Origin of the sequence: Halobacterium rubrum (assembly GCF_021729015.1) — an archaeon.
In the GTDB taxonomy this organism is placed as follows: domain Archaea; phylum Halobacteriota; class Halobacteria; order Halobacteriales; family Halobacteriaceae; genus Halobacterium; species Halobacterium rubrum.
The window spans coordinates 1,352,158-1,376,951 of sequence record NZ_JAJQQZ010000001.1 but is presented as its reverse complement, the minus strand read 5'-3'; the positions used below and the strand labels follow the sequence as shown (position 1 = coordinate 1,376,951).

Here is a 24,794-nt window from a genome sequence, read left to right as displayed (position 1 = left end):
CATTCCTTCGGACCTGAACGTAGTTCGCGGCGAGTCATAAACCCACCGGAACTGGTTTGGTCCGAGACGACGTTCGCATTCCTCCGAACGCCCCGTTATTACTTAAGGGCATCGAACCGCGCTCGAAACGAGCGGGACTGACGCCACACGGGGCGGCGGGAGGCATGCGTTGGCCACCTGGATGGACCAGACGGCCTCACTGTCGTACGCATTCCTTCGTACAGCCGGGTATCACTTAAGGCCGTCGAACCACTCCCTGCTCGGGAAGGCGTAACACTGGACGTTGTTTATCGGGTGTAAGGCGAATACCCCCGGGCTTGACCCCGAGGCGATTCACCACCCAACGGGAAACAAAATCCCCGATTCTACCGACGGCGAAGCGTGAACGAGTTCGTATTCCTCGACCGCCGAGAGTTCTCTCACCCCGGGCAAGGAGTCGGACTGACTCTGATCAGTAAACCGACCGACGATTGTTTCAACAGCACGTGAGAACGTCCGGTAGGTAACGAGACCGTCCGTCCCGGTCACCGTTCCACACGTTACACGTCCATGGCTCAAACATCCCCCGACCAGCTCCCTGGCAACCTGACGCTCCACGTAGGGTCTGAAGACGCCCTTCTGGAGCGTGCGGACGGTTCGTCGCAATCGACAGAGCTGGTACTGGCTCCAGTGGAGTTACACCGACGCAACATCCAGCGGCGACTCCGAGAAGCAAGGACACCGAAAGACGGCTTGCAGTTTGCAGATCCAGCAGCTGTCGCGGAGAGAATCCTCGACACCGCTGGTCTCCCGACGACGACCATCGACCGTATCGACCGCCTGTCGATGATTCGCTCCGTACTGTCCGACAACGAGGTATCGATAACGACCCCCGCAGTGCCTTCAGACACCCAGACTGTCGAACAGATCCGGACGGAGATCGAGAACGTGACCGGCTTCCACCCGGAGCGGCTCGAAGTGCTCCAGAGTGTCGCCGACGGGCTCAAGGCGCCTATCGATGCGGATGCAGCCGAAATACTGAACGCCGCAACGAGTGTCCAGCGGGCGCTCCGCACGCGTACGTCGGAGGCGGTCTCCGACGTGGAGTTGGTCCGGCGCTCGACGAGGGAAATCCTCGCTACCCAGGGGGCGGTCTGGGAGGCGGCATTTCCGGGGGTCAAGTGTGTCTCGCTGGTCGGCGTGAGCAGCGTTTCTGCCGGACAGATCGACCTGTTACACGCCGTGCTGGACGCGGTGTCTGTGCCGGTCCACGTCCATCTCCGACGTGGCACTGGGTCGTACCTCTCGAGCCGTGTGCCGCAACTGTTCGACGTCGCCGACCCGGGTGCGGTGGTGTTCGAGTCGTGACCTCTCCGGACCGGCTCACTCTCGCAGAGCCCCTCGAGGACGCCGACGTCCCCGTGGTAGAGTTAGTGGGGACGACGCGCCGGGACGAGGCCCGAGCAGTGATGGCCACCGTGGCTGCCCTCCGAGATTCCGGTGTGCCGCTGCGCGACGTTGCCGTCGTGGCACGCGATCTGGACCCGTACGAGGAACCACTGTACCGTGCGTCCATCCAGTACAGCCTCGCTCCCGTCTTCTGGACGCAGCTCCGGGTAACGCGCACCCGGCCGTACGCGCTTGTCGAATCAGTGTGTGACGTACTCGACTCCGAAGAACTGTCGCTGACAGCGTTCTGCCGGCCGCTAGAACACCGCTGGAGTCCGCCATCGGCGACGTCGCCGGCGTGGCCAATCGACCCCGAGACGGTGCAGGGATTGAGACAGGCGGTCACGGACGAGCCGCAGACGCTCGATGAGTGGTACAGCGAACTCGACGCGAATCCGGACGTCGACGAACGCTTCGTGACGTATGCCGGGTGGCTCGACGGCTGTCCGGAGCCGACCCCGGACGCCGTGGCGAACGTCCTCACCGACGTCGTCGAAGCATACGAGGAACTCGGGCTTCCGGTGACGAGGGAGAACGATTCGCCGGCTCTCGGTGAGACAGAGCGCGACGCCCGGGCAGTTGTTCGCGTAAAGACCCTCGTCCAGCAGCTGCGACACAAGTACGCAGACCGACTCGACGAGGGGACGCTCGACCGGTCGTGGGGTAGCGTTGCAGAACTGAGCCAGCTCATCGCAACCCAGCGCCCTGGCCGGAGAGAACACTCGAACGCACGGGCTGTGGACGTCTTCGAGGCGAACGACGTGTGGCTGCTGGACGTTCCCTACGTCCTCGCTGTCGGGCTCGTCGACGGCGAGTGGCCGCAACGAACCGAGAGCGTCGTGCCGCCGGAACTCCAGGCGGAGATCATTCGTGGCGACGGTCGTGCTGGAGCGCTCGCCCCACGGACAGCGTGGACGACGGGCCGGGACCGAGATCAGCTTGACGACACCCTGCGGGCGGCCGGAGACGGACTGATCGTGACACGCCACACCGAGTCCACCGCTGGTGAGGAGCGACGTCCATCCCCACTGCTGAATCACCTAGAGACCGACGTCGTCTCGGCGGACGAGCGACGACGGCTGGTGAGCCCCGAGCGAGAACTCCCGGCCGCTGTTCGAGCGATGCTCGACGAGGAGGTGACCGATGTCGAGTGACGAGCCGGTCCGGCTGCGAAACGCACAGCGTGAGATCCGAGATGCGTACTTCGAACGCGAGTCGGGGCTGTATACGCTCAACTGTGTGCCCGGGTCGGGGAAATCCGAAGTCACACAGCATATCGCCGCCGAAGACCTGCTCCGACGGTACGTCGGCGGCGACCCGACCCCGGAGCAGCGAGTCGCCGTGGTCTCGTTCAACAGAAGCGAGGCAGAGAGCATCATCCCGGAGATCACGAGTCGTCTCCGAGAGATCGTCGAGTGCGACCTCGTTCCCGCCGCAGACCGCGTCTCCTCCGAGGAGTTGGAGCATCTGATACAGCGGGTCAGAGACGCTCCCTTCGTCGGGACCATCGACAGTGTGCTCAGAGATGTCTTGCGTGAGATCGTCCACGACGTCGGCTTTGAGGAGATGCCTGTCGTCGGTAACACGGCCCGGCAGAAACGCCTGCACGCCGCCTGTTACGAGGCTATCCAGAGCGACGCGGACGTGGCGCGGCGACTGGAACGGCTGGAGGACGCCTATCCTGCTGCCGAGTACGACGACGGCCTGAGTGAAATGCTCGAGGCGGCCGTTGCACATTGCCGGGATCGCCGGCTCTCCACAGGAGCGTTCCGGACTGAACTGGAACAGACCTTCGGGGACGTGTACGCGGGTGGGCGTCCGGACGCGTTCGACGACATCGTCGCCGCGGTCACTCGCTGTGTCGGAACAGACGTCGAGGATAGTGCCTACGACGACATCGGCGACGACGACCGAGCCAGAATCTGTGACGCAGATTCGAGGCTTCACGACGAGTGGCGGGCCCGCATCGACGACTTCTGTGTAGTACTCGAAGCGTACCGGGCCGCGTACCGGCAGACCATCCGCGACCGCGGCGTCGTCTCACACACAGACGTCGCGTACCTCGTAGACGCGTACTTCGACGACCGGCTTGACGGCACCGACGACGCCCACCGGACCCGAATCAGACAGCGGTACCAGACACGAATCCAGAGCCTGCTCGTCGACGAGGCCCAGGACGTGTCGTCGATCCAGCACGCGGCACTCTCGCACCTGGTCACCCCCAGTACGCGAGTGTTCGCTGCCGGCGACCTGCTCCAGAGTGTCTACCTGTGGCGGCACGCCGACCCGACGCTCTTCGAGACCGCAACGGTCGATGGCGCGTACCTCGGAATCGACTGGGACGTCCACGAACACCGGACCGCCAAGACGACGTACCGGTGCGTCCCCGACGTCGCCGGTGCGGTCAACGAGATCTCGGAAGCGGCGCTCACGGACCCGGCACGTGGGAATCTCGGAGAGCTAGACGTCCGATACCCGGGGCTGGACGCTGCCCGGGATTCGACCGGCGAGTCCAGTGTCCACATCGCGGCCTTCGATCCGACAGCCGCAGACCCCGATTCGTACACCTGGGTCGACCCTGTCGAAGGACGCGGGGAAGCGACGACGCTGGCGACGCTGCTCTCGAAGGGGCTCGCAGACGGGACGTTCACCGACGAGAACGATACCCCGCTCGGGATTACGGTGCTGTTCCGGTGGTCGTCGAAGATGGACGCGTACGAAGAGGCCTTCGAGGAAGCGGGGCTCAGCGTTCGGAACGCGAGCGAAGACCTGTTCGAGTGCGACGTCGTCGGTGCCGTGGTCGACGTCTGTGAATGGCTGGTAGCACCCGGAGACCCAGAGCGAATCCGCGACCTCGTCACCGAGTCGGCCCTCGGTCTCGACTCGCTCGAGAGCGACTTCGAGGCCCAGCGCTGGGACATCGACGCGGTTCTGGACGAGTGCGACCTCTCGGACGCACACCAGTCCACCCTCGACGGGCTCCTCGAGCTCCGTGAACGGCGCGATAGCTTCCTCTCGGACCCCCCTGCAACCTACGTCGAGGACGTCATCGAGCGACTCGCCCTTCGAGCGGACCCCTGCGGACACTTCGACGTCGACCCCGCACAGCGGGTCGCCAACCTCGATGCACTCGTCGAAACCATCGACGAGTGGGGGGGCGACGAACACCACACGCCGCGCGAGCTCACCGAGTTGATCGAACCGTTCCGAGAGAACCCGTACACGGGACCGAGTCAGCCGAGCACCGCGGACACGAGCCACGACGTCGAATTCCGGACGATTCACGACGCGAAAGGCGACCAGGACGACGTTGTCGCCGTCGCGAACCCCGGATTCAGCCTCTGGAAGCAGGGGCCCCAGGCCCAGCGGTTCATCACGCAGGGAGCCATCAATGGACTCGCCCCGCCGACGAACACCGACGTCCCCTCGGACGTTGCGCTCCCCCCGTTCGGCAACGGGTTGTACGACCCGGCGGACACGCGCGACCGCGACGTCGGACTGCGGTGGGCAACGGGCCACTGGTGCGACGACGTCGCCGAGTCCGTGGACTCGACGTCGCTAGTTGGTCCCGAGCGCCTCGAGCGGGTTGCGGCGAACGAACGAGCCGAAGCGTGGCGACTCCTGTACGTCGCGCTCACGCGGGCGCGGGACCACCTCGTCGTCCCACTCCCACGGTCGCTGCCCGGTGAACCCCGCCCCCGGGACCGGTGGCTCGACACGATACGGGACGGACTCGGCTTCACCGGTGAGGAGACCGAGACGTACACCCTCGACCCGGACGCTGGTTCGACCGACGAACCGTTCGACGTCGGCGTCAACGACGTTTCCACCTTTGCCTCGCAGGCAACCACGCCCACCGCCCACGGCGACGACGTCGCCGTCAATCCGCCGCGTCGAGCCGGTCTGGACCCGTGGGTGCCCCGGTTCGTCAACCCGAGTACACTGTACCCCCTCACAGAGGATCCAGACGGGCAGGTACTCAACCACCTCCTCGGGAAGCCCCTCCACACCAGGGCTAACGACGTTCCCGACGACGTCCCGCTCCAGTTCGACGAACTCGGCCCGGACGACGTCGGGACCTGCTTGCACGAGGTGCTTACCAGACTCGTCGACCGCGAGGTGCCGGAACCCACGCTTCGAGACCCCGGAGACGAGGTTCGCGACGTGTTCGACGACGTCGTAGACGACCACGCGCCGCGGATTGCCGACGACGAACGCGGCGGACTGTTCGCCTTCTTCCGAGAGGCGGTACTCGACGACTTCCTCGCGTCCGACCTGTGGAGTCGGATCCAGCGGGCCGAACAGGTTACCGTCGAGCGACCCGTCGATGGGCTCGTCACTGTCGGCGACGTCGAGATCGAAATCCACGGGACGAGCGATTTCGTCGTCGAACTACCGTCGGGTGAACGCCACGTGGCCGAGGCAAAGGTCACACTGACAGACCAGACGCCAGAGACGCGGCGTCGGTACGAACTCCAGGTGACAGCCTACTCGTACCTCTTCGAACAGCAGCAGGACCGCTCGAGAAACCCCGTGAAGCCGACAGTGGAGACGTTCGGGGTTGAGCGTGACACGATCAGATCGTCGTGGCCGTCGGAGATCGTCGAACGGAGACTCGCAGCGCTCGTTCGACGCTGACAGCCACACCCGTCTGAATCCGGAAGAATCCCCGTTGCGGAGAGGATGTCAATCACGTTCCCCGTCGGGGGACCTGAGTTCTCTTTCGCCGGCTGTTGACTGCACCGTTCACGTGCCGACCGCGCAAAGCGGCGTCAGTTGACGTCGACGATTTCGACGTCGAACGCCAGCGCTTCGCCGGCGAGTTCGTGGTTGAAGTCGACACGCGTATTCTCGTCGTCGACGTGGACGATCTCGCCCTGCTGGCCGTTCTGGGCCTCGAGGTAGCCGCCTTCCTCGGGTCGCTGGCCGATGGTGTCGGTGAGTTCGTCGGTCTGGAACTCCTGGACGTTCTCCTCGCTCCACTCGCCGTAGGCTTCCTCGGGCGGAATCTCCAGTGTCGTCGACGTGCCCTCCTCCAGTCCGACGAGACCGTCGTCCATGCCCTCGATGACCTGCTGTGCGCCGACTTCGACCGTCAGCGGCGTGTACTCGCGGTCGGGCATCGCGTCGGCGAGGCCGGCGTCCTCGGCGACGGATTCCCGGGAGGTGTCGAAGACAGTTCCGTCGTCCAGTCGGCCGGTGTACTCGAAGGTCACGGAGTCGCCAGATGCAATCGTCACGTTTCCAGAACGGGCGTGACACCGATAACACCTTGCATCGGTGACCGAGCCGCCCCCTCGCCCGCGCGTGCCCGAGCAGTGGTGACCGACTACTCACCGGAGTGGAGTGTGGGAGAGCCTTTTGGGCTCGCGACACACTGTCACCGTATGCCCGAACAGAACGTCCTCGGCGGCGAACTCGCCACCTGCAGCACCGACCCCGTCACTGGCTACGAACGCGACGGCTGCTGTGGCACCCACCCAGACGACCGCGGACGCCACGAGCTCTGCGCGGTGATGACCGAGGAGTTCCTGGCGTTCAGCCGGGAGCGCGGCAACGACCTGGTGACGCCGCGACCGGAGTTCCAGTTCCCCGGACTCGAGCCGGGCGACCGGTGGTGTCTGTGCCTCGGTCGCTGGCTGGAGACACTGGAAGCCACGCGAGCGAACCGCCTCCCCGAGACGACCGTCCCGCCGGTGGTGTTGGAGGCGACCAACGGGGCAGTGCTGGACTCGGTAGAGCTGTCGACGCTCGAAGCCCACGCCTACGACCAGTAGGGCGGTCCGGACGGTGGTCCCGGTGGTCCGCGGAACCGAAAGCGTGATACAGCGCGCCACCTGTGCAAGTGGCAGAGTCGTGGTTCACTGGACAGACTCGCCGACGACGCGCCGGAGCGGCTGCAGTGCGAGTCACTCGACGCATCCAGTCGGGCGCGTGGGCGGCTCGCGGGAGTGGGTTCAAGCGGCCCGGGAACGCCCCCGTTCGTTCGGGGTCAGCGGCACGCGACGAGAGCTCGCGGCCGGGGGGCGTCAGCGTTGATTCGCTCGTTCCTCCGGGACCTGCAGAACAGCCCAGTCGCCACCCAGATGCGGCGGTTCGTCGTCGTCGGCGCGGCGACGGCGGGCGTCCAGATGGTGTTGCTGTGGCTGTTCGTGGACGCCGGCGGGCTGAACTACCTGATCGGCGCGGTCATCGCCATCGAGATCACCATCGTGTTGACGTACGTGTTGAACAACGCGTGGACGTTCCGCGCGATACAGAACACTGGCTGGGGGGAGTATCTCGGCGGGCTCGTGAAGACGAACGTCGTCAGGGGGACGGCGATACCGATCCAGCTCGCCGTGCTGTTCGCGCTCGTGGAGTGGCGCAGCGTCCCCTATCTGTTCTCGAACGCCGTCGCCATCGTCGTCAGCGGCCTCTACCGGTTCGTGCTCGACGCCCGGTGGACGTGGGGCGGCTGACGGGGTCGGGGGTCTACCGGCCGTCAGAGCTTCCTGAGTGAGACGGCGACGAGTCCGACCGTCAGCGCGGCGACGGCGACGCGGATGGTGCCGCCGCCGAGCGCGGCGGTCGCGCCGCCGGCTGCCGTACCGCTTGCGACACCGGTAGCGGCGGGCGCAGCGAACACACAGCAGAGGCTGAGCCCGCCCGCGAGGCCGACGACCGGCCACCGGGAGTCGCCGGTGGTGTCGCCTTCGGCGCCCTCACTGGGGTCCTGCTTGCCGCCTGTCTGCGCGGTTGCAGCGCTGGTGTTCGACATTCGCGTCGGTGTTCGGTCGGCGGCCGGAAGTACTGTCGGGTCGAGCTGGTTGGATAGCTGACAGCGTCGCCGACACTCCGACGGTCGAATGCCGAGACAGTCGTCGAGCAGCCAGTCCGCGCCGTACACGTCGAAGTAGGACGCGACTAGAAACAACAGTAGTTGTTACTGTTACCAGTAGGTATAACTTACCCTGGGCATACGGCGTGTGCATGGGTACCGAGATACCTGGTCGCACGCGCCGCAATGTGCTCCGCGCACTCGGAATCGCCGGCGCAGCAGGCCTCGCAGGATGTAGCTCAGGAGACGGTGACGGCGGCGACGAGACTACCGCCGGACCGGGAGACACAGACGAGTCGACGACCGCCGACGAGGAACCAGACTCGGCGCTCGTCCAGAACAACGAGTACGTGACGGCACAGGCGACTGGTGCCAGTTCGATGTACCTCCCGGGCATCAGCGACCAGAACACGACCGACCGGCTGTCACTGATTCTCGACGGGGCGTACGCGATCAACGGGGACCGAGAAATCTTCGGGCTCTGGTTCGAGGAGACCACGATGCCGGACCCGAGCACGGTCGAGATCACGCTCCGTGACAACCTCCAGTTCGCCGACGAGTACGGCCAGATGACGGCCGACGACTGGAAGTTCCACATCGAGGAAATCCACCAGAGCGACTGGGCCGGGTCGACGGCGGCCTCCGACTGGGCGGGCATCGACGTCACCGTTCAGGACGAACTGAACTTCACGCTCAGCCTCCCCGAGCCGAACGGCGACTTCATCTACGGGCCGCCGCTGTGGGGCGCGTTCATCTTCCCCCGGGGCCTCACGGAGAAGTTCATGCGCTCCCAAGAGGAAAAAGAGGAGATCGCGTCCAACTCCGACGAGTACGCGTCGGCCGACGAGGTGCCGGACGGCAACCTCGAAGACTTCCAGCAGGCCGACGAGGTCCAGAACCTCACCTGGACGGGGAACCTCGGCCCGTACTCGCTCGACGAGTGGGAACGCTCCTCGACGTTCACGGCCACCAAGAACGATGACTACTACGCGGCCGAACTCGCCGGCGAGGGCAACGACTTCGGCGAGGCGTGGGTCGACGCACCCCACTTCGACTCGTACACGTACCGCACCATCAGCGAGCAGGCGACGCGCGTGAACGCGCTGACGGAAGGCGAACTGACATCGATCAACGTGCCGACGGGGCGGTTCCAGAGTCTCAAAGAGGGGGACGCCGTCGACACGTACCAGGTTCCACAGCCGTTCCTCGGTATCATGGCCTACAACCAGCGGTCGAACGGCTGGGAGGGCCTCGAGATTAAGGAGGTACGGCAGGCGCTCTCGATGGCGATCGACAAGGAGGCCATCGCGAACCAGATCCTCCGCGGGCTCGCCGAGACTGCAGTGACGTTCCAGCCGCGGTGGTCGTCGTGGTACAGCGAGGAAACTGTCACACCGTTCGGTGTCGGTGACTCCTACGACAAGGAGCAGGCACGGACGATGCTGGAGGAGAACCTCCCGAGTGGCTACGAGTACTCCGGCGAGAAGTTGCTGAACCCGGAGGGGAATCAGGTGACGCTCCAGCACGTGTACTCGACGGGGAACGAGACGACGGCGACCACCGCGGAGTTCATCGGCCAGGAGCTCGCGGGCGTCGGCATCAAAGTCGAGTTCACGGCCCTCCAGTTCAATCAGATGCTGAAGAACTACGTCGCCAACAGCTACACCGGCGACGGCGAGCCGGAGTACTCCGGCGGTCCGTACAACGCGGGCCCGCCGGACCAGACGGCGTCCGCGAAGCCGTGGGACCTGATGACGGGTATCGCGTTCAACACGTACCCGTTCACGCCGACGTCGCTGGAAGCCTTCTGGACGAAGACGGCGTCGACGAACTACTACGGGTACACGCCCGAGATCGACATGGCCGGGCTGTTCGAGGACCTGAAGACGACCGTCGACACCGCGGAACGCAAAGAGATCGTCAACGAGATTCTCGGCCAGCTGAGCGAAGACCAGCCGGTGAATTTCCTGACGATGAGCGACGACCTCTTCGGGTACTCCGTGCCGGTCGATCCGGAGCCGACCGAGGAGTACCTCGCGAACTGGGACTACCAGATAGAGCAGTACGCGGCGCTGTCCGACGACTCCTGACGGAACGACAGCCACCTGCCTGCCAGTCGCTCTCACGTGACTCCCTCTTCGCTCGATTCGCGCGGAACCTGGCGGCCGTCACGACGTGACGAGAACTGGCAGCCGCAGCGGCAGCGGCTCGGGCGACGGCGGCGGTGGAATCCGACTGTCGCCGACGCGACTGCTACGCTGCACTCACAGGTACGTGCCCGGCGAGCACCGCCGAGACTCGACGCACGGCACCTGCAGGACGCGAGGTACTGGCGCCCGACAACGAACGACAGTTTGAATACATGACTGCAGACGACGCCGAAGACAGAGACAGACGACACGACAGGCGGCACGGTGCGCGCACTACCGCGAACGCGCTCACGGCCGCCAGCGATAGCACTGGCGACAGAAACAACGACCACAGCGGGCCCGGCACCCACAGCGGGTGCAGCAGCCACAGTGGTGGTGGTGCGCCGTGAAGAAGTGGGGCTACCTCGTCTCCCGGCTGCTGTGGGCGGGCGTCGCGACCTGGGTGATTCTCACCATCACCTTCGTGCTGATGGAGTTCACCCCGAACGCCCAGTACGCACAGCTCCAGTTCTCGGCCGCACAGTCAGGCGGCGACCCCGAACAGGCCCTCGAGACCGCGAAGCGGCTTCGCGGCGACACGGGGACGCTGTGGGCGCAGTACACGGAGTTCCTCTCGAACATCGTCTCGGGGAACTGGGGCTGGTCGACGTACCGGAGCCAGCCCGTGACCGAGGCGCTGGCGACGGCGATTCCGTGGTCGATGATGTACGGCGTCCCGTCGCTCATCATCTCGACCGTGCTCGGAATGACCATCGGCCTGTACAGCGCCCTGAACCAGTACTCCCGTGAGGACTACGCGGCGACGCTGTTCGCGTTCATGGGCATCTCCATCCCGAACTTCTGGTTCGCAATCATCCTGCTCGTCTTCTTCGGGACTGTCCTGAACTGGGTCCCCATCCTGTTCGACACGGGCGTCGCACAGAACGCAGCGGGCAATCTCACGCTCGGCGGCGTCTTCTCGCTGGCGAACCTCCGCCAGCTCATTCTCCCCGTCGTCGTGTTGACAACGGGGTCCATCGCGAGCCTGATGCGGTACTCTCGGGCGGAAGCGCTCGAATACGTCGAAGCCGACTTCGTGAAGACGGCGCGAGCGAAGGGCGTCTCCGACCGCATGATCGTCCTCAAGCACATCCTGCGGCCGGCGTCGATTCCGCTCGCGACCCTGCTGGTCGGGGACCTGCTCGGCATCATCTTCGTCGGGTCGTACCTCGTCGAAGTCGTCTTCGGCATCCCCGGCCTCGGGACGTTGTCGTACAACGCCATCATCAATCAGGACACGGCGCTGGTGTTCGGCACCATCTTCGTGCCGACGTTCATCGCCATCGTCGGCAACCTCGCACAGGACCTCAGCTACGCGTACCTCGACCCGCGGATCTCCTTCGGTGACGACGAATGACGACCACGACACAGCGACAACAGACGCAGGCGACGACGGCACAGGACGGGGGTGAACGATGAGCGCCGACGGCGACGACGCTCCAGGCGGTGACAGCGGCGTTCGAACCGACGGCGCCGGTGAAGACGTCGTCTCGAGCAACCGCCGGACCTTCGAGGACATCGACTGGACGGCCATCGAGGCGGACTCGCGGCGCGTCCCGCCGCTGACGGCGCTGTGGTGGGGGCTGCTAACGGTGCTCGTCAGTGGGCTCCTCTTCGACGCGTACTGGCGGTTCGCTCCCGAAATCCCCGACGTCCCGGTGCTCGGACTGCTCGCCCGGGAGACGGGCGGCGCGTTCTCGTTCCCCGTCGTCGGCGTCATCACGCCGCTGACGTGGCTGTACGCGCTGACGCTGCTGTTCGTCGTCTTCAAGGCCATCGTCCCGCTCGTGCGGGACCGCCGGATGACGATGTACTACTGGCGGGAGTTCCGGAAGAACAGGCTCGCCGTTCTGAGCCTCGTCTGGCTCGCGGTCATCTTCGCTATCGGGACCGTCGGGCCGCTGTTCCTGAACACGCCGAAGGTCGCGCCGCTGGAGGCGTACCAGCCGCCGGTGTTCATGTCCGTCGACTCGGGCGTCCCCGTCTCCTGTGTCGGGGAGACCATCAACGGGCGCTGCCACGGGACCTGGGAGCACCCGTTCGGCACGACCGCGCAGGGCAAAGACATCCTCGTCTCGGTCATCTACGGGATGAAGATCTCGATGCAAGTCGGGCTCATCGGCTCGTTCCTCGTCATCCTCGTCGCGTCCGCTGTCGGCCTGCTGGCCGCCTACTCGCGCGGCTGGATGGACGAGATTCTGATGCGGTACGTGGACATCCAGATCACGTTCCCGACGTTCTTCCTGTACCTGCTGGTCACGTTCATGTTCGGCGGGTCGCTGTTCAACATGATCGTCATCTTCGGGCTGTTCGGGTGGGGCGGCATCGCACGCATCGTCCGCTCGGAGGCCCTGCAGCGCCGCGAAGAGGAGTACGTCCTCGCCTCGGAGAACACGGGCGCGGGGACGTGGTCGGTGATTCGCCGCCACCTGCTGCCGAACGTCAGCAACTCCGTCATCACGGCGGTCTCGCTGCTCATCCCGTCGCTCATCCTCTTCGAAGCGGCACTGGCGTTCCTCGGACTCGGCGACCCGACCATCCCGTCGTGGGGCGAGGTCATCGCGAGCGGGCGCCGGGACCTCGACCGTGCCGTCTGGATCTCGACGCTCCCCGGCATCTTCCTGTTTTTCACCATCCTCGCGTTCAACTTCGTCGGGGACGCGCTGCGAGATGCACTCGACCCGCGGAACGTCGGAGGTGAGAGCTGATGGCGGCGATCAGTGACCCGGCGTCGCCGAGCGAGTCGCTGCAGACGACCACGACGCTCGGGCGCGTCAGCCCGGGAGGCATCCGTTCATGAGCACGCAGACTACCCCCGACGCGACGGACGCGGCGAGCCGCAACGACGACGTTCTCCTCTCGGTGGAGGACCTCGTCGTGCAGTTCGACACCGACGGAGGCACCGTGCACGCCGTCGACGGCGTGAGCTTCGACGTCCGCGAGGGCGAGACGCTCTGCATCGTCGGCGAGTCCGGCTCCGGCAAGACCATCTCCTGTGAGGCGATTACGCGGCTGTTCCGGTCGCCGCCGGGGTTCATCCGCGGCGGCTCGGTGGAGTTCGACGGCACCGACCTCACGTCGTGTTCGGACGATCGCCTCAAGGAGTACCGGGGCAACCGCATCGCACACGTCTTCCAGAACCCGCAGGGGGCGCTGAACCCCGTCTACACCATCGGGAATCAGGTCCGGGAGGCGGTCGAACTGCACACCGACCTCGAGGGGTCGGCAATCCGGGACCGCGTCGTCGACCTGCTGGGCGAGGTCGGCATCCCGGAGCCCGTCACCCACCTCGGAGACTACCCCCACGAGCTCTCGGGCGGCATGAAGCAGCGCGTCGTCATCGCGATGGCGCTGGCGGGCGAACCGGACCTGCTCATCGCCGACGAGCCGACGACGGCGCTGGACGTCACCATCCAGAAGCAGATCCTGGACCTCCTGAACGACGTCCAGGAACGCCACGACATGTCCGTCATCTTCGTCACGCACGACCTCGGCGTCGTCGCGCAGATCGCCGACCGCGTGCTCGTGATGTACGCGGGGAAGGTGATGGAGCGCGACGACGTCTTCGACCTCTTCGAGTCGCCGGAACACCCCTACACGGCGGCGCTACTGGACTGCCTGCCGGGGTCCGGCGGACTGGAGGGGATTCCTGGCGACCTCCCGGACCCGTTCAATCCGCCGGCCGGCTGCCGGTTCGCGGAGCGGTGTCCGGCCGTCACCGAAGAGTGCATCGAGGGCGACCAGCCACCCGAGTACCCCGTCGGCTCCGACGACCACACCGTCTCCTGCGTCCACCACGCGCCGGACGGTGACCCCGGCGAGCTCGACGGAGTCACCGGCGCCATCGGGGGTGACGAGTCGTGAACCTCGACTTCCTCCGGGGCCGCAAGGAGTCGGCCACGGACGAAGACCACCGCGTCGACGACATCCCCGAGGACGCGATTTTCTCGGTCCGCGGCCTCCAGAAGTACTTCGACAGCGGCAGCGGGTTCTTGGGTGAGAGCACGCCAGTGCGGGCCGTCGACGGCGTGAGCTTCGACGTCCGCGAGGGCGAGACGCTCGGCATCGTCGGCGAGTCGGGCTGCGGGAAGTCGACGCTCGCCCAGACGATGATCCGACTGCAGGAGCCGACCGCCGGCAGCGTGTACTGGAAGGGCGACCAGGACGTCACGGGATTCGACGACGCCCGCCTGAAGCGCTGGCGCCGCGAGATTCAGATGATGTTCCAGGACCCCAGCAGCTCCTTCGACCCGCGGATGTCCATCGGGGACTCCATCACGGAGCCGCTGCGGGTCCAGGGGCTCCGGGAGTCCGCCCACCGCCGAGAGATCGCCGAAGACCTCCTGGAGCGCGTCGGAATGTCGGCCGGCCACATCGACGCCTACCCACACGAGTTCTCCGGCGGGCAGAAGCAGCGCATCGCGCTCGCGCGAGCGCTCGCCGTGAACCCCGACATGATCGTCGCCGACGAGCCGGTCAGCGCGCTCGACGTCTCCATCCAGTCGGAGGTGCTGGGGCTCATCGACCGCCTCCAGGAGGAGTTCGGGCTGACCATGTGCATCATCAGCCACGACCTCGGCGTCATCCGCGAGGTCTGCGACCGGGTGGCCGTGATGTACCTCGGTGAGATCGTCGAGATCGGACCGACGGAGGAGGTGTTCACGTCGACCGCGCACCCGTACACGAAGGCGCTCGTGTCCTCGATTCCGGTGCCGGACCCGACCCAGCGTGGCGATGGCATCGAACTCCACGGCGACGTTCCCGACCCGTCGAATCCGCCGACGGGCTGCCGGTTCCACACGCGGTGTCCGGCGGTCGTCCAGCCCAGCGAGCTGGACCTCGACCAGCAGACGTACGTGCGGCTGCTGCAGTTCACGAAGCGCCTCACCCGGGGCATCGTGACCGAGGAGTCCGTCGAGGGCGTCCGGGAGCTGCTCGCCGAACAGCAGGGCATCGACCCCAGTGACGTCCCTCGTGAGGACCTCGTGGAGGAGCTGCGCGAGGAGGACGACCTCCCCGAGCGGACGGGCAGCACGCGCGTGGACAGCGCGCTCCGGGACGCACTCGCCGAGCTCGCCGACGGGAACGTGGCGGCTGCCGCCGACGAGCTGTCGCTGCTCGCGACGCCGTGCGCCAGCGAAGCGCCGGAAGCCGTCGACGTCGGCGAGACCGACGACCACACGGCGTCCTGTCTGCGGCTCACAAGCGACTACGAGTCGGTCGAAGCCGTCGAACTGGAGTAACGCAAACCCACTCGGCTGCGAGCCGACTTTCCGGTCCGGCGGTCAGTTGTCGCGGCGCTCGGATTCGATTTCTCGCGCCCGCTCGTCTATTTCCGCGAGTGCACGCACTCGCTCGCTCTCCGAGCCGCCGTGACCGATGCGGACGGACAGGTCCAGTGGGGAGGGGCCAAAGCGGCTCTCGTCGTCGCTGGCCTCGGCGTCCTCGTCGCTCTCCGGCCCGTCGCCGAACATGGCGAGGAACACCTCCCAGACGCTGCGGGCCATGTGTGCATCGTACAAGCTGCCAGAGAATAAGTGTTCCCGGGGTGGCCAAGCCGGACGGATGGCGGGCTGTCAGCGCGTCGCGAGCACGTAGAGGACGCCCGTGAGGCCACCCCACAGCACTGCTGCGCCGAGCCCAACGAACAGCAGCGGCCCCTGACCGAGCAGCCACCCGAGCAGCCAAACGAGCACGGCGAGGCCCGCGAGCGCGTGGATGTTCCGGCCGCGGGTCGGCGGGCCGTCGCCCTGCATGGTCGCCCACGTGCCGTAGGCGCCGAGCGCGAGCGCGGCGATGTACAGCAGACCCCCGAGCAGCCCGAACAGCGAGAGGAGGCTGGACACCAGCGACTGGTCGCCGTCGCCGCCGTCGTCACTGCCGGCTGGCGGGGCCGTCGTGGTCGTGGCGTTCCCGCCACCGGGCTCGGTCGTCGTCGGTGCCGTCGTGGTCGTGTCGAACTCGCTCGCGTTCTGCACGTCCACCGTAACTGCGCCCTGGGGGACGCTCTCCACGCCGTTGTCGTCCTCGACGGTGACGACGACCTCGTGGGTTCCGTTCGCGTCGAAGGCGCGAGTGACGACCGGCGACGACTGCGGCGGGAGCGGCTCGCCGTCGACGACGAAGTGGTACGTCACGTCATCACCGGTAGCGTCGACGTCCGAGGCCGCCGCGGAGAACCGGACGTCGCCGCCTGTCGGCGCGACGGTCCGGTTGGCTTCGAGCACCGCGCTCGGGCGCCGCAGTTCGTCGTGGTGGCTGGACGACGAGAACGGCACGATGTCCGCCGCGCTGCCCTCGCTCTCGACGGCGTTCCCGTCGCCATCGGGGTTCACGCTCGCGTAGAACGGGCCGTTTTCGGCGCCCCAGTAGTTGTCCTCCACGTCCAGCGTCCCCTCGGTCTCGGCGCGCAAGCCGACGATGTGCCCGTAGACGTCGTTGTCCGTCACGCTCCCGGCCCCGGAGCCGTTGGCGACGACGACGCCCGTCGCGGGACCGACGGTGTCGAACGTCTCCTCGCGGCCCTCGCTGCGGGTGTTGAACGCCACCGTGTTGTTCGTCACGCGCACGGGCGACGGCCCGGTCAGCCGGACGCCGACCGTGTTCGCGGCGACCGTGTTGTTGCGGACGGCGACCGGTCCGTCTGCGGTCGAACCGGCGACGCTGGCGCCGGCGCCGGCGTTGTCCAGCAGGTCGTTGCCGGCGACGGTCACCGGCCCGAGGTCGCTCGCCGCACGGACGCGGAGGCCACCGTCCCCGTTCGCGGCCAGCGTGTTGCCGGTGACCGAGACGCCCTCTACGCGACCGGCGACCAGTTCGACGCCGCTACCGCCGTTCTGCCGGGCGACGTTGTCCGCGACCGTGGCGGCCGTGAGCATCGGCGTCGAGACGCGCGCGCCGTCGCCGCCGTTCTGGGCGAGCGTGTTGTTCCGGACGGCGAACCGGTCGACAGTCAGCAGGTCGGTGTCCACGTCGAGGCCGGCCCGGTCGTTGTTCCGGAGGTCGTTGCCGGACGCCTCGACGGAGACGCTCATCACCGGCCCGGAGCCGCGGCGGTGCGTGAGCGAGATGCCGGTCGTCGCCTCCGAGACGGTGTTGTCGGACAGCGAGACGTCGTCCAGGTCCGCCGCGCGCTGGACGCTGACGCCGGCACCGTCGATTCGACGGATCTCGTTGTCGGCGACGGCGACCTCGTCGAGGTGGCCGCTCTCGACGGTCACGCCGTGCCCGGTTCCGTCGGCGAACGATGCGCCGCGGACCGCGAGGTCGGAGACACTGCGCGTGTTCTCCGTCGGCACCTCGGCGACGCGTTCGCCGGTCGAGACCACCACGCCTCCGGCCTCGTAGCCCGTCACAGAGCCGCCAGTGACCGCCACGTCACGGACGTGGCGCGAGCGCACGAGCACGCCGTACTGGCCGGTGTCCACGAAGTCGGTGCCGCGGACGGCGACGTTCGACACGCGGTCGACGTGAGGGTTCGTCGCCGGCACCTCGATGGCGAGGCCGGCGTAGCTGGTCCCTGCGACCCGGGAGTCCACGAGCCGGAGCCGCGGCGTGCCCTCGCGTTCCGTCGCGGTGACGCCGGCGCGGACGTGCTCGCGCAGCGTCGAGTCGCGGACCGTCACCCGGCCCGCAGTCGACTCGATGGAGATGCCGGTGTTCGCGTACTCGACGGTCGTGTTCGCGAGCCGGAGCCGCGAGTCGCCGTCGCCGGTGTACTCGATGGTGTCCCACGACCCGGGCTGGGGGTCCGGTCGGGCCGTCGTGAACGCCACGGGGTCCTCGGCCGTCCCGGTCGCGACCAGACTCCCCGCGACCGTGATTCGCGCTCCGTCGGCGACCTGCACGGTGGTTCCCGCGTCCACGGTGAGCGTCGCGCCGTCGGCGACCGTCACGTCAGTCGTGACGACGTACGGGCCGTCGTCGGCAGCCCACGTGGTGTCCGACGTGACGTTCTCCTCGACGAACGTCGGGCTGGCACCGGCGCCCGGCGCCGCCCCGACCGCCAGCCCGATTCCCGCGACGACGGCGACGCCCACGACCACGGCGGCGACCGCCGCGACCGGCCGCCGGGTCACAGGCCACCACCCACCATTCCCGTCACCACTCGCGCCAGCACGGCGCCGAGCTCCTGCACCGGCGTCAACGCACCGAACAGCGCGCCGCTCTCACTGCCGTCACCACCGCCGTCGCCGTCGTCAGTGGGTGCCTCCGTCGGGTCGGTGCCCGCGAGCACCTCGCGGCCGTCCGGCGTCCCGTCGCCGTCGGTGTCGGCGTCGGTGGGGTCCGTACCGAAGCGCTGGACCTCCTCCCCGTCGGTGAGCCCGTCGTCGTCGGTGTCGGTCGCCGTCGGGTCGGTGCCGTAGACGCCAACCTCCACCGCGTCTGCGAGCCCGTCACCGTCGGTGTCCCGCTCTCGCGGGTCCGTACCGAGCTCCCGCTCGACCGGGTCGGGCAGCCCGTCGAGGTCGGTGTCCTCGGCGGACGGCGACGTCCGGTTCAGAATCTCCCCGAGGTCCACGAGCGAGTCGTCGTCGGTGTCCACGAGGTCGGGCGCGGTCGCGTTCTGGACCTCGTCGGCGTCCGGCACGCCGTCGTCGTCAGTGTCGACAACCGTCGGGTCGCTCCCGAACACGTGGACTTCCACACCGTCCTCGAGGCCGTCCTCGTCGGTGTCGGCGGTCAGCAGTTCGGTCCCCTCGCTGACCTCGTCGACGTTCCGCAGGCCGTCACGGTCGAGGTCGCCGCTCTCTTTGACCACCCGGACCGACACCGTCGTCTCGTTGACCCGGACGTTCGCACCCGTCGACGGCTCGTACATCGACACGTGGAGTTCGTGGACGCCCGTCGACAGCTCGCCCGACGGCACCGACAGCGTCACGTTCCGCTCTTCGAGTTCCCGCAGCGTCACCTCCTCGACGGCGATTGAATCGTCCGTCCGGGGCTGGTACTCCCGGTCGCCGTCCCGGGTCAGCCGCACCCAGTACGTGTCGTACCGGCTGTCGGACTGTCGAACGTAGTCGACGACCGTCGCCACGACGTCTGTCTGTCTGTCCCGCCAGACGAACTGCTGGTCGTTCTCGACGGTCGCCGCGCCTTCCCCCGTAACTGCCACGTCGACCACGCCGGAGTCGGCGTCGTCACCGACGGCCGCCGGGACCGCCCCGACAGCGAGACCGGCGACGACAAGCGCGACGACGACCGTGACGACACGGCGGCGTGACCTGAACACGACTCTGACTCTAAGCGTGGCGTACTTGAACATAGTGGTGGCCGCGATGGGTCAGAACGACCAGAACGGGCGCGAAACTGTCGCCTACCCGGGGAGTTTTGTCCCTGTCCTGTCAGTGTGAGTGCGTGACAGACGACGACCTCCTCGAGGCAGTCGCACGACTCCCCACCGTCGCCCAGCCGACGCCAGCCCCGGACGGCGACGCAATCGCGTTCGTCTGGGACGACACCGGCCGGAACGAACTCCACCTCCGCGACCTCGCAACCGGCGACGTCACCCAGCTCAGCGACGGCGAACTTCCACGGAGCACCGCCCTCCCGTTGCTCTGGAGCGACGACGGCGAGCGCGTCTACTACCACCGCGACGACGCCGGCGACGAACAGTACGACCTCTGTGCCGCCACCCGGGACGGCGACCACGAGACCGTCGTCGCCCTCGACGGCCAGAACAACCTCCTGGCGACCGACGGCCGCGACCTCCTGTTCGCCGCGACCGAAAGCGGTCAGCTGAACCTCCACCGGTACGACGCCGACGCCGATGAGCAGCGACAGCTCACCGACCGTGACACGCCAGTGTACGCCGCGCACCCCGAGCCATCAGGCAGCCGACTGGCGGTAATCGGCGTCCACCCCGAGAACATCGAGGGCTACGAGGCGTTCCTGCTCGACGAGGAGAACGACGAACAGCAGCGCCTCGACGTCGGCGAACCCGACTCGGAGACCGTCGTCGCCGACTGGCACCCCGACGGCGACCGGCTGCTCGTCGGCGACGACGCCACCGGCGTCCACCGGGCCGGCGTCTACGACCTCGCCACCGACAGCGTCGACTGGCTCTCGGACGGCGACCACCCCGAAGAGGCCAGTTCACTGTCGCCGGACGGCCGGTACGCGCTGGTGACCCGGAAGCGCGACGCCAGCGCCGTCCCGCTCGTCTACGACCTCGAGACGGGCGAGGGACACGAACTCGACCTCGCCGACGGCGTCACGTGGCCCTGCGGAATGGGCGCGCGAGCCGACCCGTTCCTCGACGACCGCACGGTCGTGTTCACCCACCAGACCGCCGCCGAACGCCCCAGCGCAATCACCTACGATCTGGCCAGCGACGAGGCGACGACAGTGCAGCCAGCCGACTACGGCGACCTCGACACCGACACCTTCGTCGACGCGACGTACCACACCTACGAGTCCCCCGACGGCACCGAGATCGGTGGTCTGCTGTACGAGCCCTCGCACCTCGACGGCGGCGAGGCTCCCGGTGTCGTGCAGGTCCACGGCGGCCCCCACTGGCAGTCGATGCGGCGGTTCAACACCACCGTCCAGTTCCTCGCGACGCAGGGTTACGCCGTCTTCCGGCCGAACTACCGGGGGTCGACGGGGCGGGGTCGCGCGTTCAAGGACGCCATCCGGGGCGACTGGGGCGGCGCCGAACAGGAGGACGTCGCGGCGGCCGGACGCTGGCTGGCAGCCCGCGACGGCGTCGACGCCGACCGCATCGGCGTCACCGGCGCCTCCTACGGCGGCTACTCGGCGTACTGCCAGCTCGTCCACTACCCCGAGGTGTGGGACGGCGTGGTCGCCCGGGTCGGCATCACCGACCTGCACGCGCTCTACGAGGAGGACATGCCACACTTCAAGACGAGTCTGCGCCGCCAGATGGGCGACCCCGAACAGAACCACGACCTGTGGCGCGACCGGTCGCCCGTCGAGCACGTCGCCGACGCCGAACCGCCGCTGTGCGTCGTCCACGGCGTGAACGACCCGCGGTGCCCCATCTCGCAGGCGCGGCTGTTCCGGGACGCCCTCCAGTCGGAGCTCGACTGGACGGTCGGCGAGGAGTTCGAGTACCACGAACTCGACGAGGAGGGCCACGGCTCGGGCGACCAGGAGCAGAAGATCCGGACGTTCCAGCTGCTCGGGTCCTTCCTCGACGACCGGCTCTGACCCCGGGGCGACACAACGCTTACCCCAGCAGAGAGTGAATCGCCGGCAGTGCAGCCGTTCCCAACCGTCCCCTCGGTCGAAAACGCCCCGGCGTCGCTGTTCGACGGCGGCCACCTCTGGCTCCAGGAGTGGGTCGTCGGCGGCCCGCTTCGATTCCAGCTGACCGAGTCGGGCCTGCTGGCGTTCGGCAACGACCGGCACGTCTTCGACGACGGCGACATCCCCGTGGGCTACGAGCGAGCGGTCGCGCACGTCCGGGAGGCGTTCGACAGGTCGGCGCTCAGGGCGGCGCTGGACGACGTCTCTGACGCCGTCTTCTTCGGCGTGGCGACCCGCAACGAGGGCGTCGCCTACGACTGGGACCGGACGCCGCCGTTCCTCGGCGTCGACGTCTGGATGGCAGACAGCGGCTTCCGACCGCCCGACGCTGCCGAAGCGCTGTTCGACCGGCTCGGACTGACCCCCCTCAACGCCGTGGCGAAGGAGCTCCGGGCCGACAGCTTCGACCCTGAGGGCTACGACCGTCCCAAGTCGGCGTACCGCGACGGCCCCGCTGCGGGCGTTCTCGTCCGGAACAAGACCGGCGACCGTGCGAAGCTGCTCGGCGACTGGGAGCCACCCGAGCCGCTTCGAGACGGCCCCGAGACCGTGGCCGAGGCCGTCGCGACCGACGAGCGAATCGAGGCCGCGGCCGGGCGCGTCGCGGACGGGAGCGCAAGCGCCGACGTCTCGGCCGTGACCGACCGCGTCGTCGCCGAACTCGCCCGCCGCGAGTACGCCAGGCTGTTCGGCGACAGCGGCGCCGTCGACGAGGAGACGTTCCGGTCGGCGGTGGCCGAGCGCGTCAGCCGGGTGCTCAGGGACAGCTGAGGACGCGCCGAGTCCGGAGGCCTGAAAGCCGCGGGCTGGCTACTGGACGTCCATGACGCAGCGGTTCCGCTGGGAGCGTCCGCTCCCGGGCGACGCGGTGGCGACTGTCACGCGCGTCGTCGGCGACCACGAACTCCCCGAGGACGGCGGCGGCGAGCGGCGATTCCGTGTGGACTGCTCGGTGCGCGTGACGGACGCAGCGGTCGACGCCGAGGCCGCCTCGGTCGCCGAGGTGGACGAGGCGGGCGTCGTGACCGTCGCCCTCCCCGCCGGTGTCGGGCTCGCGAGACTCCGGCTCACCACCGGGGACGGCACGGCGAGCCTCTGGCTGCCCGGCCCGGCGTTCGCGGACCGCCTCGAGGCGGCGCTGGACGGCGACGCCGGCGCGGCGAGAGCGCTGTCCCGGGAGGCCGGCAGCGTGGTCGCGCTCGCGTTCGCAGCCGGCGAGTTCCTGGCGACGGACGGCCTCGTCGACCTGCTGGACGCCGTGACGGAGGCGTCGGGCAGCGCCGCAGATGACCTGCACGCCCGCCGGTACGACTTCCTGCGGGCCGTCCCGGCGACGCCAGCCGGTCCGACCGCAGACGACCGAGAGCAACTCGTCGCGCTCGCAGCGGGCCTCGACGGCGTCGACGCCATCGGGGACGTGTCGCTGGTGGACGTGGTCGCGGACGCGATGCACCTCGCGGCCGAGACGCCGCGGGGTGCCCGGGCGTTCCTCGACGACCACGGCTTCGACGCCCGGGCGCTGGCCGAACGCGGGGACGGCGAGTTCTTCGCCGCGCTACTCGCACAGGCCACCGTAACTGGCGGCGTCGGAGCCGCGAAGCGCCTGGCCGTCGGGTGGCCGGCCGAGAAGACCTTCGAGGCGGCGAAGGCGGACGCCGAAGCGGCGGACTACTGGGACCGCGGCGAGGCGTGGCGCGGGGTCGTGCCGACAGCCGCCGACCAGTCCCCGGAGGCGTTCGCGTACGTGCTGGCGAACGCGCTGTACTGGACGGCCGAGGTCGACCGCGGCGACAGCCGCGTCGACGAACTCCTGTTCGACGCCGCCGAGACCGCGGGCCGGGACGTCGGGCTCGAGTGGGTCGTCGGCCACAGTCGCTTCGAGCGCGCTCGCGCTCGCGGCCACCGCCACCGGACGAGCCGGACCCACGCGCTCGCAATCGAGGCGTTCGAGGACGCCCACGAGGTCGCCGAGGCTCGCGAGTTCCTCGACCCGTGGGAGCCGGCGTACACGCGAGCGGTCGTCGCGTCGAACATGCATTCGGCGAACGGCGACCACGACGCCGCTGTCGCGGCGCTGGACGACGGCGAAGCGACGCTCGCCGACACGGACGTGCCCGAGTCCCGCCGCGAGGAGATGGTCGCACACCTCGGCGCGCAGCGCCACGAGCGCCGCGCCATCCAGACGGAGAACCCGGCCGAGCGCCGGTCGCACCTCGAAGCCGCGCTGGAGCGCTACGAAGCGGTGGGATTCGACCGGTCCGTCGACCGCGTCCGCGAGAAGCTCGCGCAGGACGATGACGGCGAATCGGCGGGCGGCGAACCTGACTCACGGGGCGACGACGCGCTCGGAGGCCGCGAGCGCGCGGCCGTGGCGGCCCGCCAGTCGCTGGCCGGCGACGACCGCGGGCCGAGCCTCGCGGACATCCCGGCGCTCCACGACTTCCTCACCGAGACGGACCCGAACGCCGTCGGCAGCCCCGACCCGGGCGTCCTGCCCGGGGAGCGCGAGGGCGGCGCTGGCGGCCCCGACGTAGGCGGGCCGGACGACGGCCCGCGGGACCCCCGGTACTAGAGCTGTTTCTCCATCCGGACGATGTCGAGTTCGACAGTCTCGCCGCCGTGGACGGTGGAGTACGTCTCTCTGTCCGCAGGCTCGTAGCCCGCCCGTTCGTAGAATTCGACGGCGTTCAGCGACGCGTGGAGCGTGAGCGCGTCGAGGTCGAGGTCGCGGGCTCTCGATTCGAGCGCGTCGAGCAGCGCGGTGCCGACGCCGTCGCCGGCTGCCTCGGGGTGGACGTAGACCGCGCGAACCGCCCGTTCAGTCGGGACGAGGTGGCCGTACCCGGCCACCTCGCCGTCGCCGTCGGCAGCGGTCTCGTCGGCGTCGGCGCGCTCGGCGACGACGAAGTAGTGGCCGTCCTGCTCGACCGGGTAGTCGTCCTCGGGGTCGCCCTTGTCGGCCCACGCCGCGACCTGCCGGTCGTCGTAGGCGTCGGGGCCGAACGCACGGATGGCTGCGACGTGGCACTCTCGAATTCGCTGGCGGTCGGCGGGGTCGGCGGGACGGACAGTGACCACGGTAGACG

The 24,794-nt window shown here is 68.2% G+C and carries 19 protein-coding genes; 13 read left to right on the top strand and 6 right to left on the bottom strand.

What is annotated here, in order from left to right; all coding sequences use genetic code 11:
• The first annotated feature begins 549 nt into the window (after nucleotides 1-549).
• From LT971_RS07530 to LT971_RS07520, 3 genes are all read left to right on the top strand, one after another.
• Nucleotides 550-1,347, top strand: coding sequence for a hypothetical protein (locus tag LT971_RS07530; RefSeq protein ID WP_237006233.1), 798 nt, complete (start codon nucleotides 550-552; stop codon nucleotides 1,345-1,347).
• Nucleotides 1,348-1,757: 410 nt separating this feature from the next.
• Entirely contained in the window at nucleotides 1,758-2,582 is an 825-nt protein-coding gene (locus tag LT971_RS07525) for a hypothetical protein (RefSeq protein ID WP_237006232.1), read from the top strand.
• Nucleotides 2,572-6,066, top strand: a complete 3,495-nt coding sequence (locus tag LT971_RS07520) for a UvrD-helicase domain-containing protein (protein ID WP_237006231.1) — start codon at nucleotides 2,572-2,574, stop codon at nucleotides 6,064-6,066. The genes LT971_RS07525 and LT971_RS07520 overlap by 11 nt, the downstream gene beginning before the upstream one ends.
• 134 nt (nucleotides 6,067-6,200) lie before the next feature.
• On the opposite strand, the gene LT971_RS07515 is transcribed toward LT971_RS07520, so the two are convergent.
• Complete coding sequence (locus tag LT971_RS07515) at nucleotides 6,201-6,668, bottom strand: FKBP-type peptidyl-prolyl cis-trans isomerase (protein WP_237006230.1); 468 nt, start codon at nucleotides 6,666-6,668, stop codon at nucleotides 6,201-6,203.
• 147 nt (nucleotides 6,669-6,815) lie between these two features.
• Between LT971_RS07515 and LT971_RS07510 the strand changes: the two genes are divergently transcribed.
• Together LT971_RS07510 and LT971_RS07505 are read left to right on the top strand one after the other, a co-directional pair.
• Nucleotides 6,816-7,205, top strand: a complete 390-nt coding sequence (locus tag LT971_RS07510) for a DUF2237 family protein (protein ID WP_237006229.1) — start codon at nucleotides 6,816-6,818, stop codon at nucleotides 7,203-7,205.
• A gap of 258 nt (nucleotides 7,206-7,463) precedes the next feature.
• On the top strand, nucleotides 7,464-7,889 hold the full coding sequence (locus LT971_RS07505; RefSeq protein ID WP_237006228.1) for a GtrA family protein: 426 nt from the start codon (nucleotides 7,464-7,466) through the stop codon (nucleotides 7,887-7,889).
• Between the two features lie 23 nt (nucleotides 7,890-7,912).
• Here the strand turns inward: LT971_RS07505 and LT971_RS07500 are convergent, their stop codons facing one another.
• Nucleotides 7,913-8,188 carry a hypothetical protein gene (locus LT971_RS07500; protein WP_237006227.1) on the bottom strand — a complete coding sequence of 92 codons (276 nt, stop codon included), beginning with the start codon at nucleotides 8,186-8,188 and terminating at the stop codon, nucleotides 7,913-7,915.
• Between the two features lie 212 nt (nucleotides 8,189-8,400).
• On the opposite strand from LT971_RS07500, the gene LT971_RS07495 reads away from it, so the two are divergent.
• The 5 genes from LT971_RS07495 to LT971_RS07475 all read left to right on the top strand — a co-directional run bounded on the left by LT971_RS07495 (nucleotide 8,401) and on the right by LT971_RS07475 (nucleotide 15,680).
• Nucleotides 8,401-10,338: an ABC transporter substrate-binding protein gene (locus LT971_RS07495; RefSeq protein WP_237006226.1), complete on the top strand. Its 1,938-nt coding sequence runs from the start codon at nucleotides 8,401-8,403 to the stop codon at nucleotides 10,336-10,338.
• Nucleotides 10,339-10,783: 445 nt separating this feature from the next.
• Nucleotides 10,784-11,794, top strand: a complete 1,011-nt coding sequence (locus LT971_RS07490; protein WP_237006225.1) for an ABC transporter permease — start codon at nucleotides 10,784-10,786, stop codon at nucleotides 11,792-11,794.
• Between the two features lie 58 nt (nucleotides 11,795-11,852).
• Nucleotides 11,853-13,145 (top strand): ABC transporter permease, encoded by a 1,293-nt coding sequence (locus LT971_RS07485; RefSeq protein ID WP_237006224.1) that lies wholly within the window; start codon nucleotides 11,853-11,855, stop codon nucleotides 13,143-13,145.
• Between the two features lie 88 nt (nucleotides 13,146-13,233).
• Complete coding sequence (locus LT971_RS07480) at nucleotides 13,234-14,301, top strand: ABC transporter ATP-binding protein (protein WP_237006223.1); 1,068 nt, start codon at nucleotides 13,234-13,236, stop codon at nucleotides 14,299-14,301.
• Between the two features lie 62 nt (nucleotides 14,302-14,363).
• Nucleotides 14,364-15,680, top strand: a complete 1,317-nt coding sequence (locus LT971_RS07475) for an ABC transporter ATP-binding protein (RefSeq protein WP_237006262.1) — start codon at nucleotides 14,364-14,366, stop codon at nucleotides 15,678-15,680.
• A 42-nt stretch (nucleotides 15,681-15,722) separates the two neighbouring features.
• Here the strand turns inward: LT971_RS07475 and LT971_RS07470 are convergent, their stop codons facing one another.
• The 3 genes from LT971_RS07470 to LT971_RS16525 form a co-directional block, all read right to left on the bottom strand.
• Nucleotides 15,723-15,944: a hypothetical protein gene (locus LT971_RS07470; RefSeq protein WP_237006222.1), complete on the bottom strand. Its 222-nt coding sequence runs from the start codon at nucleotides 15,942-15,944 to the stop codon at nucleotides 15,723-15,725.
• 69 nt (nucleotides 15,945-16,013) lie between these two features.
• Complete coding sequence (locus LT971_RS07465; RefSeq protein WP_237006221.1) at nucleotides 16,014-18,515, bottom strand: right-handed parallel beta-helix repeat-containing protein; 2,502 nt, start codon at nucleotides 18,513-18,515, stop codon at nucleotides 16,014-16,016.
• Nucleotides 18,512-19,669 (bottom strand): thrombospondin type 3 repeat-containing protein, encoded by a 1,158-nt coding sequence (locus tag LT971_RS16525; RefSeq protein ID WP_237006220.1) that lies wholly within the window; start codon nucleotides 19,667-19,669, stop codon nucleotides 18,512-18,514. Before LT971_RS16525 ends, LT971_RS07465 begins: the two co-directional genes overlap by 4 nt.
• Before the next feature lie 125 nt (nucleotides 19,670-19,794).
• Between LT971_RS16525 and LT971_RS16520 the strand changes: the two genes are divergently transcribed.
• From LT971_RS16520 to LT971_RS07445, 3 genes are read left to right on the top strand one after another with little or no spacing between them, the layout of a single operon-like run.
• Entirely contained in the window at nucleotides 19,795-21,609 is a 1,815-nt protein-coding gene (locus LT971_RS16520) for a S9 family peptidase (protein ID WP_237006219.1), read from the top strand.
• 48 nt (nucleotides 21,610-21,657) lie between these two features.
• Nucleotides 21,658-22,479, top strand: coding sequence for a hypothetical protein (locus LT971_RS07450; RefSeq protein WP_237006218.1), 822 nt, complete (start codon nucleotides 21,658-21,660; stop codon nucleotides 22,477-22,479).
• A gap of 52 nt (nucleotides 22,480-22,531) precedes the next feature.
• The gene (locus LT971_RS07445) at nucleotides 22,532-24,280 is read left to right on the top strand and encodes a hypothetical protein (RefSeq protein ID WP_237006217.1); all 1,749 of its coding nucleotides are present in this window, start codon (nucleotides 22,532-22,534) and stop codon (nucleotides 24,278-24,280) included.
• Here the strand turns inward: LT971_RS07445 and LT971_RS07440 are convergent.
• On the bottom strand, nucleotides 24,277-24,786 hold the full coding sequence (locus LT971_RS07440) for a GNAT family N-acetyltransferase (RefSeq protein WP_237006216.1): 510 nt from the start codon (nucleotides 24,784-24,786) through the stop codon (nucleotides 24,277-24,279). The two genes, LT971_RS07445 and LT971_RS07440, sit on opposite strands and share 4 nt — an antisense overlap.
• Between the last annotated feature and the right edge of the window lie 8 nt (nucleotides 24,787-24,794).

Bases quoted from the DNA above. Each gene is read 5' to 3' on its own strand.
- LT971_RS07530 (WP_237006233.1), top strand. From the start codon at position 550: ATGGCTCAAACATCCCCCGACCAGCTCCCTGGCAACCTGACGCTCCAC.
- LT971_RS07520 (WP_237006231.1), top strand. From the start codon at position 2,572: ATGTCGAGTGACGAGCCGGTCCGGCTGCGAAACGCACAGCGTGAGATC.
- LT971_RS07510 (WP_237006229.1), top strand. From the start codon at position 6,816: ATGCCCGAACAGAACGTCCTCGGCGGCGAACTCGCCACCTGCAGCACC.
- LT971_RS07500 (WP_237006227.1), bottom strand. From the start codon at position 8,188: ATGTCGAACACCAGCGCTGCAACCGCGCAGACAGGCGGCAAGCAGGAC.
- LT971_RS07495 (WP_237006226.1), top strand. From the start codon at position 8,401: ATGGGTACCGAGATACCTGGTCGCACGCGCCGCAATGTGCTCCGCGCA.
- LT971_RS07485 (WP_237006224.1), top strand. From the start codon at position 11,853: ATGAGCGCCGACGGCGACGACGCTCCAGGCGGTGACAGCGGCGTTCGA.
- LT971_RS07480 (WP_237006223.1), top strand. From the start codon at position 13,234: ATGAGCACGCAGACTACCCCCGACGCGACGGACGCGGCGAGCCGCAAC.
- LT971_RS07470 (WP_237006222.1), bottom strand. From the start codon at position 15,944: ATGGCCCGCAGCGTCTGGGAGGTGTTCCTCGCCATGTTCGGCGACGGG.
- LT971_RS07445 (WP_237006217.1), top strand. From the start codon at position 22,532: ATGACGCAGCGGTTCCGCTGGGAGCGTCCGCTCCCGGGCGACGCGGTG.